The sequence below is a fragment of the Bacillus horti genome (assembly GCF_030813115.1).
Taxonomy (GTDB): Bacteria; Bacillota; Bacilli; order Caldalkalibacillales; family JCM-10596; genus Bacillus_CH; species Bacillus_CH horti.
Genome location: NZ_JAUSTY010000004.1, coordinates 100,391 through 119,648, shown reverse-complemented (window position 1 = coordinate 119,648; position 19,258 = coordinate 100,391). Strand labels below are relative to the sequence as shown.

The following is a 19,258-nucleotide window of genomic DNA, read 5'->3' as shown; positions in this document are numbered from 1 at the left end:
CACTCCTTACTAAAAAAATGCTATCCTACCTGCTATTATATGATAGCAAGAAGGATAGCAAAAGACTTTATGGCTTATACCCAATTCGTCTGATGACTAGGATTGACAGAACAAGTATAGCCGTAGTAATATACTGACCTGAACGGATGAATGCTCTGTTCTCTGTTTCTTGGATGGCAGAACGCTCCATACTATTATTTGAATCAATATCAAGTGGCTCAGGTCTTTTTCCTTCACCAAGGACGGCAAGCTCTTCTGATGCTGCGTCTAGAGGTTTAGTTCGTTCGCAAAGACCTGTTTTCAGAGCATCTGGCTCACCATACGCAAAGACAATATATTCTTCACCTACAGAAAAATCGTACCCACAGCTTGCAGTAAATCTAACTGTTTCAATGATGACCGTTTGGGGCACATCACCTTTCCATACCTCATATACATCAAGAGTAACCATCACTGGATCAACTGATGATAATGTAAGCCCTTTATTGGCTATATAGATATCTTTAACCTTCCCTGAAAACACTGCGGTTCTCTCCTCTAAAGCCTCCTCTACTGGACGTGGCTCAGCACAGGAACAGGCAGAGGTAGAGTTAGGGTTGAAGGTAAATATGAGAGTCGCAACAGATAGAATCAGAAGTAGTTTTCTTGTTTTCTTCATAGTTTAGCCTCCTTAACATTCACTAGAGATTTCATTAAACTTTAGAAATCCTAATTATGATATATTTGACCTCTTTATTATTTATTATGTTTCATTGTTCAAACAATTTTGTATAATTAACCTATGCAATTAGGAGTCTTAAGCGCCGACAGAGACCATATTCACCAGAAGTGGGGGGAATAAAGCTATGAGAAATAAAACATTGCTCATTTTTAGTGTAGTTCTTGTAGCATTAGTCATAATAGGTGGTGTAATGTATCAACAACTTGACCATTCAGAAGCTTCAGTTGAAGTAGAGTTTGAGGGATTCGTTATCAAGAAAGCAGGTGAGTCATTCTATAAGCAAAACAATAATTTAGAAGATCTTGAACAGGATGTAGATCTAATTATAATCGGAGAACCTACTAAAAATCTAAAATCTTTAAAACAGAGCCAGATAAAACTAAGAGAGAATGAAATTCTAGGAGAATTTTGGGTTGATACTCCTGTGAAGGTTCATCAGGTCATTAAAGGAGAATTTGAAGAAGAAGAAATCATTATTGCCCAACACATTTTTATGGATTTAGAAAATGACTATGTTTTTACTCCATCAGGATATTCTCCATTGGTTGAAAATGCTCAATATGTCCTTTTCTTAGCTAAATCTGACTTTGGGGTTAGTGGAGATCAGGAATTTGCTTGGAATATTATGTCTTACAATCACGGAAAATACAACCTAGATGGAAGAGATCATATCGAAGATCAATTCTCAGATAATAATCAACTGAAACTAAAGAGAGAAGTTGTGCCAAAGTACTTATCATTAAAAAAGAATGATTAATATCCAAATTTAGCAGTGCACATATCATTTTGGTTTGTACACTGCTATTTTAACAGTACACCTTTTAAAATAAAACTAGGTGTTTATTTGTTGCCATTAATTATGTCATTAAACTCAGTACTAATAGGCTCGCCTATGTGATTAGCTACCCGCTGTCTAAACTGTGCGTCCTTCCTAAACGCTTCCTCAAATTCTGTGGAAACATGAAGCTGATACTGCTTATCCCCGAAATTTAAGTAGAGCTCTAGGATATGGACTGGAAATGGATCGGAATTCCCCGACTCTTCATCTCGAAATAGCTCTTCAAAAGTCATCTCTTCCTGATTGGCTCCAGGCTCAGCCTGATGCTGATAATCATAATACCTATACACAATACCGGTATCTGTTATTTCATCTACCAGAATCTTGGACTCCATACCAAAATTAACATGGAATTGTAGCTCTGCAACAGGTGATTCCATACCCTGCTCTTCTGTTCCATGGGATTCATATTCGGCTAGCTGCTCATTTTTCTGTTCAAGTTCCCGCTCTATACGCTCGATCTGAGCCTCTAAATGATCCTCCCTTTCATTTTCTGTAGCCATCCCCTCTCCAAGACCAGCATCTTCTAGACAGCCTGACAATAATAAAAGGATACTTCCAATGGCAAAAATAATATATAGTTTTGTATATCCTTTCCTCATGGGACTTCTTCCTTTCTTGAATGTAACTAAGCTAACCGCAGCAAATTATGTATCTAACTTTTCCTTTTTTTGCTGTCCTTTAAACCTTTTCGAGCACATTCAAAATCAAACAAAAAAAAGCCATACGATGTATGACTATCTTTTGGTCCATTTTTAATCAAGAGGTTTCATTTTATAAAGTAGGAGCTTGCAATAGTTTGATTGTAATCAACAGCTACGAAGGCTGTAGAACGCGAGCTGATTCAAGCTGAACCGTCCGACCACAAATCGCTTTAATATCCTCATGGTCATGAGAAACTAAAATACACGTCATCCCTGCTTTATGAAGAATATCTCTCAGTTCCTTCCTAATCGATTCCTTCAAATTAGTGTCTAGGTTACTAAATGGTTCATCCATTAATAAAATGGCCGGCTTCGGTGCAAGAGCCCTGGCTAATGCTACCCTTTGCTGTTGTCCTCCGCTTAACTCGTAAGGATAACGCTGAGCAAATTCACTTAATTGAACTAACTCGAGCATCTCCTTTAGTCTTTGATGACGTTCTGTCCGATTCATTTGGTGCAGACCAAACATAATATTCTTCGCTACGGTCAAGTGTGGGAATAGTGCATAATCCTGAAAAACCATGCCAACTCCCCGGTGCTCAGCATCAACAAATTTGTTTTCATCAACTACTGTATGACCAGCAATGGTAATGCTTCCCTTCTCAGGAAGCTCTAAGCCTGCCATTAAACGTAAAAATGTACTTTTCCCACTTCCACTTGGCCCTAAAATCCCCACAATTTCTTTTTGCTCCATGGTAAACGAAAGCTCATCAATAACCGGATCTTGTTGGGCTGTATAGCGGTAGGTTAACTGTTCAATCGAAACAAACGTCATGCTTTCTCCCTCTTTCTTTGACCAATTTGATTAAAAATAATAATGGACACGAGGCTAACCGAAATTAATAACAAAGACGGTAAGGCTGCCTCATAGATTCTTTCATCGATCGCATACTTGTATGTTTGTGTAGCTAACGTTTCAAAATTAAACGGTCGTAGAAGCATAGTAAGTGGTAATTCCTTGACAATCTCCACAAACGTTAGGACAAAGGCTGCCAATACGGTTCCTTTTAGCATAGGTAACTCAATTCTGAAAAAGGTTGAAGTAGCTCCCCTACCTAGCGTGCGAGAAGCCTCCGAGAACGAGCGGGGTATCTTCTCATATCCTGCTTCAACAGCGTTATAGCCTGGAGCCATAAATCTTATTACATACCCTGTAATCAGCATGACTAGGGACAGGCTTAGAACTAGTGCTCCCTCTCCTTTGCCCAGGCTGGCGTAGACTGGCGAGAGCCAATTATCTAAGGCAATAAAAACCGCTAGAACACCAATTGCTATAATTGCTCCCGGAATCGCATAGCCTGCTGTCATTAAACGAGAAAGTCCGTAAGCAAAGGACGAAGACATCTGACGGCAAACTCTTGCGGTTATGAATGATATGAGAACGATCAACGTGGTAGCAATAGCTGCACCTTTAACCGTATTAGCAGCAAGATCAAAAAATGCACTAGTCCAAACCTTATCGAAGGTCCATGTACTCCAGACCATAATTTGGACAACGGGTATAGCAAAGGCAAGTAGAAAAATCAGTGAGCAAAACCCTACTGCGGCAGCGGCAGCAAAACCACGGAGTTTACGAGGAGTAAGTGGTCTTCCCTGACTACTCGTTGCTGAAAACTGGCGGTTCCTTCTTAGAAATCTCTCTAACACAAAAATTCCTATCACAATGACCATCAGCCAAGCGGCTAATCGTAGAGCAGAGTCTACGTCATACATACCAAACCACGTTTGAAAAATGGCTGTTGATACGGTTTGTACTCCAAAGTACGTAGCCACCCCGTAATCACTTAATACCTCAAATACAACAAGCATCATTCCAGCGATAATAGCTGGTCGAGCAATAGGTACTACCACACGGAAGAACAAATTGAAGTTCTTTTTGCCTAATAAGCTCGCATTTTCTATATAAGAAGCACTTTGTCTCTCTAAAAATGTACGGGTAATCATAAACACATACGGGAATAGACACATCGTTAAGACAAAGATGGCCCCCCTTGTCGACATCACTTCGATGGTATCAGGTGGAATAACAATACCGAACTGATTTCTCAGGGTCGATTGAATAAAGCCGGTATAGCTCGTCATCGTACGGTACGTAAAGGCCACAATATAAGGCGGTAAAGCTAAGGGGAGAATTAAAGCCCATTGAAAAAAACGCCTTAAAGGAAAAGAATACCCTACTACGAGCCAAGCAAGAGCTACACCAATGATGGTAGCAAATACAGTTGTGAACATCACTAGTGTTAATGAGCCAAGCACATAATCAACTAATAAATATTCTCTAACATGAGCCCAATTATCATTAGTTGCTCGAAACAAACTAAACAAAACAAAGGCAATAGGCAGCAGAATAACTGCCGCCCCAATTAAGCTGATGACTAGCCAGGCGTTCAGCTGACGCTTGGCGTTTCTAATTAATGTTCTTCCACGCACGCCTTATTTCCAGCCTGCTTTATTAGCAATTTCTACAGCCTTCGGATTATTTTCACCATACGCTGCAAAATCTATCTTCTGATGCTCAAAAGTTCCCCAGCTTTCTAGGATCTCTGGCCACTCTGCATCTGTATTTACCGGATACTCAAAGTTTGCCTGCGAGATGATTGATTGTGCTTCAACATCCGTTAAAAATTCAATTAGCTTAATAGCATTCTCTTTATTTTGACTGTATTTACTTAAACCCACACCACTTAGATTAATATGTGTACCTGTCGTCTCTTGATTTGGGAAGAAAATGCCTACACTTTCCGCAACCTTTACCTCCTCAGCATCATCAGAGACAGTCATCCGACCAATATAGTACGTATTCATAATAGCTACGTCTCCTGCTCCAGCTACAACAGCTTTAGCCTGGTCACGGTCTCCACCTTCTGGATCTCGAGCTAAATTAGCAGCTATTCCGTTTGCCCATTCCTGTGTTTCTTCCTCTCCATTAATAGCAACTAGGGATGCAATCAATGATAGGTTGTATAGATTAGATGAAGAGCGTGCAAGCACCCTTCCTTGCCATTTCTCAGTCGCTAGATCCTCATATGTAGATAACTCACTTGGATCCACTCGATCTTTAGCGTAAACAAGCACCCTTGCTCTAGTTGAAAGTCCAACCCAATGGCTATCAACATCTCTTAAATCGGCTGGCACTTGAGCATCTATCACATCTGATTCAATTGGTTGTAGAATATCGGCCACTTTTGCCGTATTTAAAATCCCACCGTCTACCGTGATGAATAGATCAGCTGGTGTACTTGCTCCTTCACGCTTCATACGTTCTATAAGCTCTGGAGCGTCACCCTCAACTACATTTACTTTAATTCCTGTTTGCTCCTCAAACATGCCGTAAAGCTCAGCATCAATGTCGTAATGTCGCGCAGAGTAAAGATTAACCTCTCCAGCTTCTTCAACTTCTGCTTCCCCTGAAGCTTCACTAGGACTTTCTGTTTCAGTGCCTTGACTATCACCTTGCTGTGTTCCAGTTGTTTCCCCGTCGCTAGTCGTTCCACATCCAGCAAGCATAGTGAATATAGCAACAACGAAAAGGGCTAAAAAAACTAGCTTACGTTGATTTTTCAATTTCTGTTCCCCCAGTACATCTATAAAATGTGATGATGATAATCATTTTCATTTAGAATTATAACCCGTTCTTTTTCATTTGACAATAGAATTTTTTGATTATTATCACGTAATGTTCACACGCTGTGCTTTATAGCTTACAACGGGCACAAAATAGTAAAGAGCAAGGGATTTTCCCCTTGCTCCTTCTAGATGATTTGTCTAAGTTTTTTTTTCATTTGTTCATTGGGGGCTTAAGCCGTCCCAAATCTCTTGGCATTTCGAGCTTTTGCCTTTTCTTTTTCTTCCTCACGATTACGTGGCTCTGCATTAGTGACCAGTGAGCTTAAGAGCTTTTGAGCAGCCAGTGATACTTCCTGGACAGCCAAATTAAAAGCTTCTTCATTCGCTTTAGAAGGCTTGTTATATCCAGAAATCTTACGGACAAATTGTAGGGCTGCTGCTTCTACTTCCTCCGAAGTGGTTTCAGGCTCAAAATTAAATAGTGGTCTAATGTTTCTACACATTATCTTCACCCTTTCTCATTATTTTTCTATCACTTTGTTCTCACTTCTTTTTGCTTGTCTCACTTTCTTTTACCTGCTTAACTATTCTCCCTTTCCATCCCTCAGAGTCTGACTTTCTCTCTTATACTTTTTATATACTTTTATAAATTTATCTGGATCTGTCTTTACTGTATAAGAGTAAATCCCATTTCTTGTGTGCAAATATAGCAGCCCCTTCTCCTTCCCCATTCTACGATAGGAAACATCATACACATCATAAAATGGGAATTCGCGATATTGGGTCACTACTCGGTCTTCATACAGATAAATGGTTCGTTCATACTCAACATTCCTTTGTGATAAACCATCCACTTCACGCTGAACCTTATAATAGATTTGGGTAGCTAGTGGTTCCATAGTTCCCCCTTAATATGCTTGTTGTAAAAGCTAGTTATGATTATCATTACCATATTCATAGATTTATCTTCCTACTATATCCTATTCTCTCCCATATGAGGTCATAATTCAATGGCTAAGGACTAGCTAAGATATGAAAAGCTTCTATTGAAGCCTTCTTGAAGAGGCTGTCTAGTCCATCATTAGAGGAAGCTTTTACATACAGCCAGAATTTATAGAATTTGAAGAAATCATTGTATCAAATTGTATAAATTCTTAGACTGTAAATAAACAAGCCGGTACGTATTTCAGCATACGCTTCCGGCTTGCTTTATTTTTGCGAGCATTAAATATCTATTATCTTCTTACAACAGTAAATCCTTTCTCCTCTAGCAATGTAACAATCCCATATTCACCAAGCATATGACCCGCTCCAACAACCACAAAGTAAGTGTTTCCGTCTCCAGATTGTAGATACTCGGCAATCTGATCAGTCATTGGAATATTACGATCTATCAACATACCTCTATTGTACTCATCATTGTCTTCAATCTCTGCAATAAAGGCAAGTAAATCATCTTCATTTCCTTCAATCCAAAGATTTGCTAATTCATCAAGCTCTGTTAGGCTAGCATCAAAGTTACGAATCGTATCTCTTAATAATTGCTCTTGTAGCTCATCAGAAAAGTCCTCAAACATAGCTAATTGACTTTCAAGGCTTTCAAGCTCTAATATCGGAATATCTTGCTCTAGCGCATGTCTTACAAAATGCATATCAATACCTAGTTCCGTATCGTATCCAGCAACAAAAGTTTGGAGCATTTCAATATTTGTCGCCACATACCAAGGCTTGAATAGATCCATATCAGTAGGGTCTGCCCCAATCTCCTCTAAAAATTCACCAAGCTCTGCATAGGCTTCCTCAGAGATATGATCTGGTAGTGTCGTTCCATCCTGATACATGCTCTTTTCAAGCATCATTTGTGTAGTCTCTGGATCTGCTGCTTTAGATAGATCAATCTCAAGTGTTAAACTGTCAGATGAAGCAAACGCTTCTTCAATAGCAGGATTGATTGGATACATGCTTTCGATTCCAACATGAATAGAGCCTACGAGATAAACAGTATTCCCTTCATGCTCAACCTCCCACATGAGACCACGGGTTGGTTCCTCATTTTCAGGCTCTGGACCAGTTACTAAATCAGAATAAATAGCTACAGCTTTATCTGAACCAACCCATTCAACTTCGTAGCCAAAGGCTTTTCCAATATAACGAATGGGCACGTACGTTTCACCCTCAAAAGACCTAACTGGTGCAAGCAACGCTTCTGTTACACCATTCATTTCTACGTAAGGATGATCTACTTTGAAGGTTAACGTTGTTCCATCATTCATAATTGTTAATTCACCTGACTGTTGATCCCATAAGAACTCTAGCTCAAGAGCTTCCAAAAATGATCGAGCTGGAGCTAAGGAAATCCCGTTTTCAACTACAACTCCCTGACTGCCAAAACTTAGCTCTACATCATCTAAGTGAACCGAAATAGGCTGTGCTTCCGCAAAGGCTCCAGTTGCAAGCGAAAACACCATAAGTAAGGTTAATAGGAATGTAAATGTTTTTCTCATTAGCTATCTCCTTTATCTCTAAGTATTGTGGTGATCACGCTATGGCTCCTCAAGTAGAGAAGGAAGGAGGCATATGTATGAATGATAACCTGCTATATGTATTACCCTTTTATCCCCCTTTAGAAAACAGGTATTTTGGTTTTCACATCAATTTTAAAAAACTCCCTCAGTGAATGGATGTAAAATTTTTACTCTAATCTTGAACCATATGTACTTTGCGCTTACTATTAGTATACGATATATAGAACGTTGAGTTTCAAAATATTGAATTGGTCAGCATTTTTATTTCGTAGAAGCCAACCTCCCTACAGATAGGTACCCATGGTATAGGTTAGATAAAAATCTTAACCCAAGCTATAGAACTCAAGAAATCCAAATTCCAATAGTCCGTTGAAGACAGAATTCTATCCAAATTAAATTCCCTCCAGTATTGAACTGAAGGGAATTTGTAAAGAAAGCTATAATTAGCTCTTATCTGTTCCTTTGTTTCATATGATAATACGTTATTGCTAAAGCTAATAGAAGCACCGAGCCCTTTATAATATCATAGGCATAATAGGGTAGATTCAGCATGGTTAGACCATTTAATAGAATTCCAATTAATACAGCTCCTACAAATGTACCTATAGCGTTAGGCTTTCCTGCACCAAATACCGAATATCCAACAAAGGCGGCAGCAACAGCATCCATGAGTAGAGACCCACCTGCATCAACCTGTCCAGTACCGATCCTAGCCGTTAGAAGAATACCCGCAATTCCACAGCAAATTCCTGATAGTACATATGCTAGGGTTTTATACCGATTCACCCTCACTCCTGATAGCCTTGCTGCTTCCTGATTACCACCCGTAATATACAAAAGTCGCCCTTGTCGCGTGTAATTTAAGTAGATATGGACGACAGCAACGATAACGAGCATGATTACAACTGGAACAGGGACAGAAATTAACTGACCTCCTATTGTAAAAGAAAATAGGGAGCCCTGTCCTAGCCATAAAAAAGCATCTGAGAACTTTCCTGGAGCATTTACCCCTCCACCTAAAGGCATGTTAGTATACACAGAATACCCCTTCGTATACGTCAAGTGAATCCCTCTTATAATATAAAGCATGGCAAGTGTAACCAAGAGATCTGGAATCTTGATTTTAATGATAAAAAACGCGTTTAAAAGTCCCACAATTGCTCCTATAAGTATAGGAACAGTTAATATGACCAATAAGCTCTGCTCGTACCAGACCATCAATGACGCTGTTATTACCGTTGTTAAAGATACCGTTGAACCAACAGATAAATCAAACCCATCTACTATTAGAGAAAAAGTAACGCCAATGGCTACTAAAGTAACGATTGATATAGAACGCAAGATATCCGTAATATTTGAGTAGGTTAGAAAATATGGATTCGTCACGCTAAAATAAATCAATACAAAGAGGGTAACAAGCAGTGTCCCATATCGGAAAATAAATTGGAACACTGTGTCCTTTACAGTAGAGTCCGTTGATCGTCTTGTTTGTCCATCATCCCGCTTGATTGTTTCCACTCTCTTGCCCCCCACTTGCATAATACATTAGCTTCTCTTGAGTTAATTCTTCTCTCATTAACTCCTTAACGATTTGCCCTTCATACATAATAAGAACGCGATCTGCAATACCTATAAGCTCATTGTGCTCACAGGAAAAATAAAGAATTCCTTTTCCCTGATTAGCTAGATCACCTATGAGCTGATACATATCCCTTTTTGCTCCGACATCAATTCCTTTTGTTGGCTCATCAAAGATATATACGTTTGCCTCCTCAAGCAACCACTTGCCAACGACTACCTTCTGCTGATTACCCCCACTTAAATCATGCACATGCTGATTCATCGAGTTCGTCTTAATTCCTAGGCTTGAAATGATCTGTTCAACTGTGCTTTTCTCTACTTTTTGTTGAATAAATCCAAGCTTAGACCATTTTTTTAACGTGGATAAGGAGATGTTCTTACGCACCGTTTCTTGCGTAATTAGCCCTTCCCTTCTCCTTTCTTCAGGCACAAGGACGATGCCATGCTGAACAGCATCTATAGGCTGCTTAAGCTGGAGCTTTCTCCTTTTACCAGACTCATATAGATAAAGCTCTCCATACTTCGCAGGATCTGCTGCAAATAGCAGTCTAGCTGTTTCGGTCTTCCCTGCCCCTACTAGACCAAAGATACCAACGATTTCTCCTTCTGATACATGAAGGTTTATCTTCTTCACTCGACCACCATCAGCTAACCCTTGTGCCTCAAATAAGCGTTTCCCAATACTAACAGATGACTTAGGGAACTCCTCTACTAAAGCTTGACCTAGCATAGCCTCAATCACGTGATTCATTGAGGTTTCTGACTTTGATTCTGAAGATACGTTTTGTCCATCCCTGAGAACGGTGATTCTGTCACTAAGCTCAAACACCTCGGCTAAACGATGTGAAATAAAAACGACTCCCACCCCACTATCCTTTAACTGACGCATAATCCTGTATAAGTTCTCTGATTCAGTCACACTTAAAGGAGCTGTTGGTTCATCTAAAATAACAAACTTAGCCTCTTGGGCTAATGCACGTGCTACAAGGACAAGCTGTTTATCGGAAAGTGAAAGCTCTGATATGTTTGCCTTTACCGAAATACTTGCTCCGACCCTGTTAAGGAGTTCCTCCGCCCTACTATATAGATCCTTCCAAGCTACAAAGAAGGAACTTTTTAGATTAGCATAATCGTCAATAAAGATGTTTTCTGCTACTGATAAAGTAGGGATTAAAGCCGTATCCACCTCCTGATACACCGTATGAATTCCTAATTCCTTAGCTTCCTGTGGTGAAGAAATGGATACCTCATGACCGTCCAGTATAATCTCTCCATCATCAAGGCTATATGCTCCAGAAAGGATTTTAATCAAGGTACTTTTTCCCGCTCCATTTGCTCCTAACAGGGCATGAATTTCTCCACCTACCAGTGTGAGGTCCACCTGTTTTAAAACCTGCACGCCAGAGAAATTCTTGATGATCTTGTTCATTTGAAGAAGGTGAGACATATTACTCACCCTTCACTTGTTCTTCTAGCTCTTTCATCCAATCCTCATACACATCATCACTTTGTCCCCATTCTTCTACATGCTCTTGCAGGTTACTCATGGTCACAGGCTCTTCAGGAAGGTCATCCCTTGTTACCATAACTGGCTTGAGGATATGGCGATCTGGGGTATCTGAGTCTCCGTTAAGCTTTTTATACAACAGACGTGCTTGGATTCGACCGATATCGGAAGGATCAACGGCCGCTGACGCTACCCACGGATTGTTCGGGTCCTGAATCATTTGTAGATCTTCATCACTTAAATCAATTCCGTACACTTTAATTTCATCTCTACCCGCTTGTTGAATAGCACGGCTTGCTCCTTTGGCAAATTCATCCCACGCTGCCCATACAGCTGTAATATCTCCCTTATTAGGATATTGTCTTAGAATAGCCTCCATCTGTGACTGTGTATCAAGAGCTGTATTTGATGTTGCTGAACCAAAAGCTGCTAGCTCTGTTACATCTGGATACTTTTCTTGGAATTCTTCATAGGCTACCTGACGACGCTCCATAGGGGCGAAGCCTGCCACCCAAATTTTTACGATATTAGCATCTGTCCCATTGTCCTCAACTAGCTTCTCTAGTGTCTGCTCAGCAAGTAGTAGATCACCTTGTTCAACTAGCGTCACACCCTCAATATCTATAGCTGCATCAAAGACTACCACCGGGATATTCGCTTCAAGTGCTTTTCTGATACCCGGATCTAGCGCTTCTGGTGTTCCATGGTCAATTAAGATACCATCGAATTGTTGAGTGATCGCTGAATCTAAATGGGAAGCCATCCGAGCTAAATCTTCCTCAGCGTTGAACACCTGTAGCTCTCCACCAAATTTCTCCACCTGATCCCTAACTCCATCAATATATTGTGCAGAGAAGGTACCGATGTTAAGCTGCATAATTAAAGCAATCCTTTTTCCTTGAAGTCCATTTTCTGCTTCTCCACCTGACTGATCTCCTGTTCCACCTGTAGCCCCTTGACCACATGCACCTAAAAATACACTAAGTAGCAAAACCCATGCTATGGCTATGAAGCTTGATTTTCTTCCTCTGATTTTCACTGTTCTCTCCCCCAATTATGATTGTTTTGTTAAGAAAAAAAGCCTCTTTCTATAAAAAGAAAGAGGCTTCTGACAACATGGACTCGGCCTCTTATCTTTCAACCACATCTTTTGTGATTGTAGGAGTTAGCACCGTATCAAATATGAATGATAGCATTCGATAAATGGTCGGTTGCCGGGCGTCATCGGGCCAGTCCCTCAGCCTGCTCTGGATAAGAGTAGTTATTATTTTGTTTTCAGTTCAATTCTACTTTAACGTAGTAATATGCAAATGCATTAAACTACGTTAATAATTGAATATACTATACAACTCAGAATTTTATTCGTCAATACTTTATTTTTTGATCTTCTCCTATTTTCATGCACATAGAAAATCAATAAAGGGCGCGTCTTCCCACTATTTAACCATACTCCCCATACGCGAAGCAAAGTTAAGGACAATAGGAGCAAACTCTTTCATTTTCTCCATGGTAAGTCTTCCAACTGGGCCAGAAATAGCTAATGCAGCAACTAGCTGACCCGCACCATTCCGTATCGGAGCAGCAATGGCTGATGTTCCTACTTCTCTTTCCTCAATGCTTGTAGCATACCCTGTTTGCTGGATATGAAGCAATTGAAGCATAAATTCCTCCTTATCCTTAGAGGAACTCCAGTTGAGCTCATTAAGAATCATTTTCTGAGTCTCTGGATCTGCATAGGCAACTAAAATTTTACTTGATGCTCCTACAGATAAAGGAAGCCTTGACCCAATTGGGGCCACCCTCCGAATCGTTTGCTTACTTTCAACGGCCTGAACCCTTACTCTTTCTTTCCCGTCTCTCACATATAAGCTGATCGTTTCATCAAGTACGTCTCTCAAGCGCTCCATCTCAGGCAGGAGCATAACCGCAGGGTCATCCACTCTTGATAAATGTGCGGACAGCTCCCACAGTCTAAATCCTAATCTATACTTCTCATTCTCAGCGTTTCGTTGTAGAAAGCCTTTACGTTCAAGGGATGCTAATAAACGAAAAACTGTGCTTTTATTCAGCCCTACCCGCTGTGATATCTCTGTTAGGCTCAGCTCTGTTTTATCTGTAAAACATAGTAGTATATCCAATGCTCTTTCAACAGAGCGTACTGCCGTTTGTTCTCCCATACTGGAACCACCTTCATCAGTCTTAATAAATGGATTCATCTGGTATTATCATGTTGTTAGTCTGCTAGTTTCTATTATGTGAATGGAACGATAATTTGTTCCACTAAGTAAAACACATGATTGTGCTTCTTAAAATTATAACCTTCTATTTGGAAATGTAAATACAAGAAAAGAGCATTTGAATAATGAACTGTTGTTATTATAAAGATCTACAGGACTTAGACTTCTTCTTAATTAATCTGGTATACCACCACCAAATTGCTGAATGACCTCTCCATTTGATAAAGCCTGTAGTGAGAAAGGATCAAGCCTATCATAAGCAACATAAAAGAAAAACCTATACCGTTCGGTTTCAATCAAAGCTACATTCTTATCAGTCCACTCCTTTTTTTCCAGCTTTATCTGATCAACCTTTGAATTTGCAATCATTCCATAGTAAAAGGAGGTATGCTTGTTTTCATGATCGTTTGTTATACTTGATGCGCCTAAAATAACACCATCATTATTAGATAAATCCATAGCTGCTCCCCCAATAAATCCTGGCTCTCCATCCCAATGAACAAGCTTCCAGTTCCCTAACCAGTCTTTTTCCAACTTACTAATATGAAAAGAATGATTCATTTCAAAGAAAGTAACCCATTCACCATAAGATTGATCTATCAAATATACCTCCTCAATAGGGGCTGAATACAAATTCTGGGAAAATACATCATCCTCGCTTGGAGGCTGACTATGTCTGTAGACAAGTATCAAAATGATCGCTATTACAAAGAATAGCCCGTAGGCTAAATAACTCTTTTTTAACATGAACTCACCTCAGATTTTCATCCTCTTTACATGAAAACAAACCTATTGTATCTAAATTATGGATAGAATAGGTTATATTTGTAAAGTATATATCACTATCAGTACGTATACCACCATCTTATTCAAGCTTCATACTTGATTCCATAATAACCGATTTTTTTCCTAAAAAGATGATCTTACTATGTACGAGAGGTGCTTTTTACGATATAATTATATCAGTAGAGGAAACGTAGTTTCACCCTATGAAACAGGTGTTTTTTGTACTAGGTCATTTTAATATATTCGTGGGCAGTTTGTAGATAAGAAAAATAAGATTTCCGCTAATTGCTAGGGATAGGCTAAGTTTTTCTACCTACTATTTTCTTGTGTTTGAATTCCAAAGGATTAGGAGGGTTTTACATGGCTAAAGATCAATATTCAGTAAAGTCAGAGCTTCAAGTTGGAAGTAAATCATATGCATATTACTCTCTTCCAAAGCTTGAAGAACAAGGTTTTTCTTCTGTATCGAAATTACCTTTCTCCATTAAAGTTTTGTTAGAAGCAGCTGTACGTCAGTTTGACGGAAGAGCGATTACAAAAGAGCATGTTAGTCAAATCGCTAACTGGGCTGACGGTGAGGGAGCAGGGAAGGAAATTCCCTTTAAGCCTGCACGTATCGTGCTTCAGGACTTCACAGGTGTACCTGCTGTTGTAGATTTAGCAGCAATGCGTTCTACAATGAAAAAGGTAGGCGGAGACCCTGAAAAAATCAATCCATTAGTGCCGGTTGATCTAGTTATTGACCACTCTGTTATGGTTGATGCATTTGGTTCTAAGGATGCTCTTACGTATAATATGAACCTAGAATTTGAACGTAATGAAGAAAGATATAAATTTTTACGCTGGGCACAGACAGCATTTAATAATTTCCGTGCTGTACCTCCGGCAACTGGGATTGTCCACCAGGTTAACCTTGAGTATCTGGCAACAGTTGCGGCTACAAAAACAGAGGACGGTGAAGACACTGTATTCCCTGACTCTCTTGTAGGAACAGACTCTCACACTACAATGATCAACGGTCTTGGAGTTGTCGGCTGGGGTGTTGGTGGTATTGAGGCAGAAGCTGGAATGCTTGGCCAGCCTCTATATTTCGTTACTCCTGACGTTGTCGGCTTTAAATTAAAAGGCAAGCTTTCTGAGGGATCAACAGCAACTGACCTTGCCCTTACAGTAACAGAAATCCTACGTAAAAAAGGCGTTGTAGGTAAATTTGTCGAGTTCTTCGGTGAAGGCTTATCCAGCATTAGCTTAGCTGACCGTGCTACTGTAGCTAACATGGCTCCTGAGTATGGCGCTACAGTTGGATTCTTCCCTGTTGATGAAGAAACGTTGAATTACCTTAGAATGACTGGTCGTGATGAGGAACAAATCAAGCTTGTTGAGGAATACTATAAAGCTCAGGGGCTATACCGTACGGATAGTACTCCAGATCCAGTATTTACAGATGTGATCGAATTAGACCTTAGCTCTGTAGTACCGAACCTTGCTGGTCCAAAGCGTCCTCAGGATCGTGTAGAGCTAACAAGCATGAAGGAAGCCTTTAATGATGTTCTAAGAACACCAATCGATAAAGGTGGATTTGGGCTTTCTGATGAAGAAATTGCTAAGCAATCTCCAGTCAAGCATCCAAATGGAGAAAGAACATCTATTACAACAGGATCTGTAGTTATTGCGGCTATTACAAGCTGTACAAACACGTCCAATCCGAGTGTAATGCTTGGAGCTGGAATCTTGGCGAAAAAAGCCGTTGAAAAAGGCTTAACTAAGCCTTCATTCGTAAAAAGCTCACTAACACCAGGCTCTAAGGTAGTTACTCAATACCTTTATGATGCTGACGTTATGGATGCTTTAGAAGCACTTGGCTTCCATGTTGCTGGTTATGGCTGTGCAACATGTATCGGTAACTCCGGTCCATTACCTGACGAAGTTTCTGAAGCTATTTCTGCTGAGGATTTAACTGTTTCTGCTGTATTAAGTGGTAACCGTAACTTTGAAGGACGTATCCATGCTCAAGTTAAAGCCAACTATCTTGCTTCACCACCACTAGTTGTTGCTTATGCACTTGCTGGTACGGTAGATATCGACCTAACAAATGACCCAATTGGAACAGGGAAAGACGGTCAGCCTGTTTATCTGAAGGATATTTGGCCAACATCTGAAGAGCTTAAAGCAGCGATTAGCAATGTGAACTCTGACTTGTTTAAGAAGGAGTATAACAACGTCTTTAACTCTAATGAAAGATGGAATCAAATCGAAGTTCCTGCTGGGAAGCTTTATGAGTGGGATGATAGCTCTAGCTATATCCAAGAGCCTCCTTTCTTTACGGATCTTGCTCCTGAAGTAGAGCAGATTTCCGGAATTAATGGAGCTAAAACATTAGCCCTTCTTGGAGACTCTGTAACAACAGACCACATTTCTCCAGCTGGAAACATCGCAGTGGACAGCCCTGCTGGTAAGTATCTAACTGCTCGTGGTGTTGAGCGTAAGGACTTCAACTCCTATGGCTCACGTCGTGGAAGCCACGATGTGATGATGCGTGGTACGTTTGCTAACATTCGTATCCGTAACCAACTGGCTCCAGGTACAGAGGGTGGGTACACAACTTACCTTCCAACAGACGAAGTAATGTCCATCTATGATGCAGCAATGAAGTACAAGGAAGATCAAACTCCACTTGTTGTTCTAGCTGGTAAAGAGTACGGTACAGGAAGCTCTCGTGACTGGGCAGCTAAAGGAACATTCCTGCTAGGTGTTAAAGCTGTTATTGCTGAAAGCTTTGAGCGTATTCACCGCAGTAACCTTGTTGGAATGGGCGTTCTTCCATTACAATTCGTAGAGGGTACAGGCTGGTCTTCTCTTGGAATCACTGGTAAAGAAACATTCGACTTTGTTGGATTAGACGATAACGTGACTCCTGGTCAAAAATTAACGGTTAAAGCTACTCGTGAAGATGGCTCTACGTTTGATTTCCAAGTAATCGTACGTTTAGACAGCACTGTAGATGTAGATTACTATCGTAACGGTGGTATCCTGCAAACTGTCCTTCGTCAATTAAATAAATAATTATTATTTCTAAAAAGAAACGACCTCGCCATCATAAGACGGTGAGGTCGTTTTTCTAGTTTATTGGAGAGATTGGACAAAAGATTCTAGGCAAACCGTTTTAACGTTTAGATGTAACTCCTTTTATCTCTTCCTCAATATCTGTTTATCCTTAATTTCAAAGACTACATCCGCTACATGATCCACCAGACGAGCATCATGTGTAATAAAAATAATCGTTCCCTTATACTCCTTCATCATATTTTCTAGCGCTTCTATCACCATGAGATCAAGGAAATTGCTTGGTTCATCTAGAAGCAAGATATTATATTGACCTAGAAGGATTTTTGTAAGCTGCAGCTTAATCATTTCTCCCCCGCTTAAATTAGCAAGCTTTTTCTTGCCATCCTGATGTGAAAATCCCATCGATACTAGAGCAGAGAGTATCTCAGAAGCATGGTAGTCTGAGCTTTCTAGCATAAACTCCATGACACTTTGATCTTGCCTATACTTATAGGCATTTTGTGCAAAGTAGCCGATCTTTACTTTTGGAGATAAAGTAATGCCCTCATCTCCCTCTAGTATTAGGCGAAACAGAGTGGTCTTACCTGCTCCATTTGCTCCAGTGATAGCAATTTTGGCTCCAAGAGGAAATTGAAATGATGCTCCCTCGAAAATATCCTTATCTCCAAGCTTCTTACTGATCTCTCTTCCCATAATAGGATACGGGTTGTGAAGCTCTAACGCTTTACTTTGTCGAAATTGAACGCTACGCAAGTCTTCCGGTGGCGTTACATCTCCAAGTGCTTCAATTCGATGCTCCATATTCTTAGCTGCATTATGGAGCTTTTTCTGTTTGCTGCCAACTGTCTTCTGATGAGCGAGTCTTCCTCCACCTTCAGACTTATTCTTCTTGGAGGAGCCTTTAGCTTTTTGATCCATCCTTTGGGCTTTAGTCTTCTTCTCCTCGATAGCTTTTTCTAGCCGATTACGCTCTGAGGTATATTGTTTATATTGCGCAGATTGAATGTGCCTCTCCTCATCCTTTTGTGCTAGATAATCGGAATAGCCTCCCCAATACTCTGTAATTTCTCCATCCTTCAGCTCCCAAATCTTGTCCACTACCTGATCAAGAAAATAGCGGTCATGACTTATGATAAGTAAGCCTCCAGAATAATAGTTGAATTGGTTTATTAAGAAATCTATTCCTTCTCGATCAAGATGGCTTGTAGGTTCATCAGCAAAAATAGCATGAGCATCGCTCGATAAAGCCTGTGCAATTTTCATTCGCGTTTCTTCTCCGCCGCTTTTGGTGTTTACATCATTTTGAGTAATTTTTAATTTCCCCATTAAAGCATAGTCCATAAACTCATCCATTTTTTCATCCTCAAGCTGAGGAAGATAGGAAACATGACCGTCTCGAACAATCTTTCCACCTGAAAGTATTACTTCACCCAATAATACCTTTAATAAAGTACTCTTTCCTGCCCCATTTGCTCCAACTAAACCAATCCGATCATAGCTATAGAATTCTAGTTTATCGATATCCAATATCTCTCGTCCTGCATATTCAACATAAATTTCTTTGGCTTTAATTAATCTATTCATTATTATATCCTCCTTCAAAAATCGCAGTTTTTGATCGCAGAATATCTGCGATTTAAGAAGTGAAGATTATATGAAGAAGTACCAATGCATCTTTGGCATTTTCTCAACCCTCTTTTCTAATTTTCTATTTGTTAACTCATAA

Annotated in this window: 16 protein-coding genes and 1 riboswitch; of the genes, 2 read left to right on the top strand and 14 right to left on the bottom strand. The window is 40.0% G+C overall.

Translation table 11 applies throughout. The annotated features are described in order from the left end of the window. Window positions 1-67 precede the first annotated feature (67 nt). A complete protein-coding gene (locus J2S11_RS05680) occupies window positions 68-658 on the bottom strand; it encodes a hypothetical protein (RefSeq protein WP_307392116.1) in 591 nt (196 codons plus the stop codon). 187 nt (window positions 659-845) lie between these two features. Between J2S11_RS05680 and J2S11_RS05675 the strand changes: the two genes are divergently transcribed. Further along, complete coding sequence (locus tag J2S11_RS05675) at window positions 846-1,478, top strand: hypothetical protein (RefSeq protein WP_307392113.1); 633 nt, start codon at window positions 846-848, stop codon at window positions 1,476-1,478. 83 nt (window positions 1,479-1,561) lie between these two features. Here the strand turns inward: J2S11_RS05675 and J2S11_RS05670 are convergent, their stop codons facing one another. The 12 genes from J2S11_RS05670 to J2S11_RS05615 all read right to left on the bottom strand — a co-directional run bounded on the left by J2S11_RS05670 (window position 1,562) and on the right by J2S11_RS05615 (window position 14,283). Next, entirely contained in the window at window positions 1,562-2,161 is a 600-nt protein-coding gene (locus tag J2S11_RS05670; RefSeq protein ID WP_307392111.1) for a hypothetical protein, read from the bottom strand. Between the two features lie 214 nt (window positions 2,162-2,375). Then, on the bottom strand, window positions 2,376-3,038 hold the full coding sequence (locus J2S11_RS05665; protein ID WP_307392109.1) for an ABC transporter ATP-binding protein: 663 nt from the start codon (window positions 3,036-3,038) through the stop codon (window positions 2,376-2,378). Beyond that, window positions 3,035-4,693, bottom strand: coding sequence for an ABC transporter permease (locus tag J2S11_RS05660; RefSeq protein WP_307392107.1), 1,659 nt, complete (start codon window positions 4,691-4,693; stop codon window positions 3,035-3,037). The genes J2S11_RS05665 and J2S11_RS05660 overlap by 4 nt, the downstream gene beginning before the upstream one ends. Window positions 4,694-4,696: 3 nt before the next feature. Next, window positions 4,697-5,770, bottom strand: a complete 1,074-nt coding sequence (locus J2S11_RS05655) for a Fe(3+) ABC transporter substrate-binding protein (RefSeq protein ID WP_307392584.1) — start codon at window positions 5,768-5,770, stop codon at window positions 4,697-4,699. 290 nt (window positions 5,771-6,060) lie between these two features. After that, complete coding sequence (locus tag J2S11_RS05650) at window positions 6,061-6,333, bottom strand: DUF2277 domain-containing protein (RefSeq protein ID WP_307392103.1); 273 nt, start codon at window positions 6,331-6,333, stop codon at window positions 6,061-6,063. A gap of 81 nt (window positions 6,334-6,414) precedes the next feature. Next, window positions 6,415-6,729, bottom strand: coding sequence for a hypothetical protein (locus J2S11_RS05645; RefSeq protein WP_307392101.1), 315 nt, complete (start codon window positions 6,727-6,729; stop codon window positions 6,415-6,417). A gap of 336 nt (window positions 6,730-7,065) precedes the next feature. Further along, a complete protein-coding gene (locus tag J2S11_RS05640) occupies window positions 7,066-8,334 on the bottom strand; it encodes a TraB/GumN family protein (protein ID WP_307392098.1) in 1,269 nt (422 codons plus the stop codon). A gap of 471 nt (window positions 8,335-8,805) precedes the next feature. Continuing rightward, a complete protein-coding gene (locus J2S11_RS05635) occupies window positions 8,806-9,873 on the bottom strand; it encodes an ABC transporter permease (RefSeq protein ID WP_307392095.1) in 1,068 nt (355 codons plus the stop codon). Next, window positions 9,851-11,383 carry a sugar ABC transporter ATP-binding protein gene (locus J2S11_RS05630; RefSeq protein WP_307392093.1) on the bottom strand — a complete coding sequence of 511 codons (1,533 nt, stop codon included), beginning with the start codon at window positions 11,381-11,383 and terminating at the stop codon, window positions 9,851-9,853. The genes J2S11_RS05635 and J2S11_RS05630 overlap by 23 nt, the downstream gene beginning before the upstream one ends. A 1-nt stretch (window position 11,384) precedes the next feature. Beyond that, a complete protein-coding gene (locus J2S11_RS05625) occupies window positions 11,385-12,476 on the bottom strand; it encodes a sugar ABC transporter substrate-binding protein (RefSeq protein WP_307392583.1) in 1,092 nt (363 codons plus the stop codon). A 94-nt stretch (window positions 12,477-12,570) separates the two neighbouring features. Next, window positions 12,571-12,701, bottom strand: a riboswitch (SAM riboswitch). 178 nt (window positions 12,702-12,879) lie between these two features. Continuing rightward, window positions 12,880-13,620 carry an IclR family transcriptional regulator gene (locus tag J2S11_RS05620; RefSeq protein WP_307392090.1) on the bottom strand — a complete coding sequence of 247 codons (741 nt, stop codon included), beginning with the start codon at window positions 13,618-13,620 and terminating at the stop codon, window positions 12,880-12,882. Between the two features lie 234 nt (window positions 13,621-13,854). Then, window positions 13,855-14,283: a hypothetical protein gene (locus J2S11_RS05615; protein WP_307392088.1), complete on the bottom strand. Its 429-nt coding sequence runs from the start codon at window positions 14,281-14,283 to the stop codon at window positions 13,855-13,857. 543 nt (window positions 14,284-14,826) lie between these two features. Between J2S11_RS05615 and acnA the strand changes: the two genes are divergently transcribed. Next, a complete protein-coding gene (gene acnA, locus J2S11_RS05610) occupies window positions 14,827-17,529 on the top strand; it encodes an aconitate hydratase AcnA (protein WP_307392085.1) in 2,703 nt (900 codons plus the stop codon). Between the two features lie 123 nt (window positions 17,530-17,652). Here acnA and J2S11_RS05605 read toward each other — a convergent pair whose 3' ends face one another. Beyond that, window positions 17,653-19,116, bottom strand: coding sequence for an Msr family ABC-F type ribosomal protection protein (locus J2S11_RS05605; RefSeq protein WP_307392082.1), 1,464 nt, complete (start codon window positions 19,114-19,116; stop codon window positions 17,653-17,655). Window positions 19,117-19,258: the final 142 nt, after the last annotated feature.

What these genes read in the sequence shown, in the direction of transcription:
- J2S11_RS05680 (WP_307392116.1), bottom strand. Translation starts at nt 658, where the DNA reads ATGAAGAAAACAAGAAAACTACTTCTGATTCTATCTGTTGCGACTCTC.
- J2S11_RS05675 (WP_307392113.1), top strand. Translation starts at nt 846, where the DNA reads ATGAGAAATAAAACATTGCTCATTTTTAGTGTAGTTCTTGTAGCATTA.
- J2S11_RS05670 (WP_307392111.1), bottom strand. Translation starts at nt 2,161, where the DNA reads ATGAGGAAAGGATATACAAAACTATATATTATTTTTGCCATTGGAAGT.
- J2S11_RS05665 (WP_307392109.1), bottom strand. Translation starts at nt 3,038, where the DNA reads ATGACGTTTGTTTCGATTGAACAGTTAACCTACCGCTATACAGCCCAA.
- J2S11_RS05655 (WP_307392584.1), bottom strand. Translation starts at nt 5,770, where the DNA reads ATGCTTGCTGGATGTGGAACGACTAGCGACGGGGAAACAACTGGAACA.
- J2S11_RS05650 (WP_307392103.1), bottom strand. Translation starts at nt 6,333, where the DNA reads ATGTGTAGAAACATTAGACCACTATTTAATTTTGAGCCTGAAACCACT.
- J2S11_RS05645 (WP_307392101.1), bottom strand. Translation starts at nt 6,729, where the DNA reads ATGGAACCACTAGCTACCCAAATCTATTATAAGGTTCAGCGTGAAGTG.
- J2S11_RS05640 (WP_307392098.1), bottom strand. Translation starts at nt 8,334, where the DNA reads ATGAGAAAAACATTTACATTCCTATTAACCTTACTTATGGTGTTTTCG.
- J2S11_RS05630 (WP_307392093.1), bottom strand. Translation starts at nt 11,383, where the DNA reads ATGTCTCACCTTCTTCAAATGAACAAGATCATCAAGAATTTCTCTGGC.
- J2S11_RS05620 (WP_307392090.1), bottom strand. Translation starts at nt 13,620, where the DNA reads ATGGGAGAACAAACGGCAGTACGCTCTGTTGAAAGAGCATTGGATATA.
- acnA (WP_307392085.1), top strand. Translation starts at nt 14,827, where the DNA reads ATGGCTAAAGATCAATATTCAGTAAAGTCAGAGCTTCAAGTTGGAAGT.
- J2S11_RS05605 (WP_307392082.1), bottom strand. Translation starts at nt 19,116, where the DNA reads ATGAATAGATTAATTAAAGCCAAAGAAATTTATGTTGAATATGCAGGA.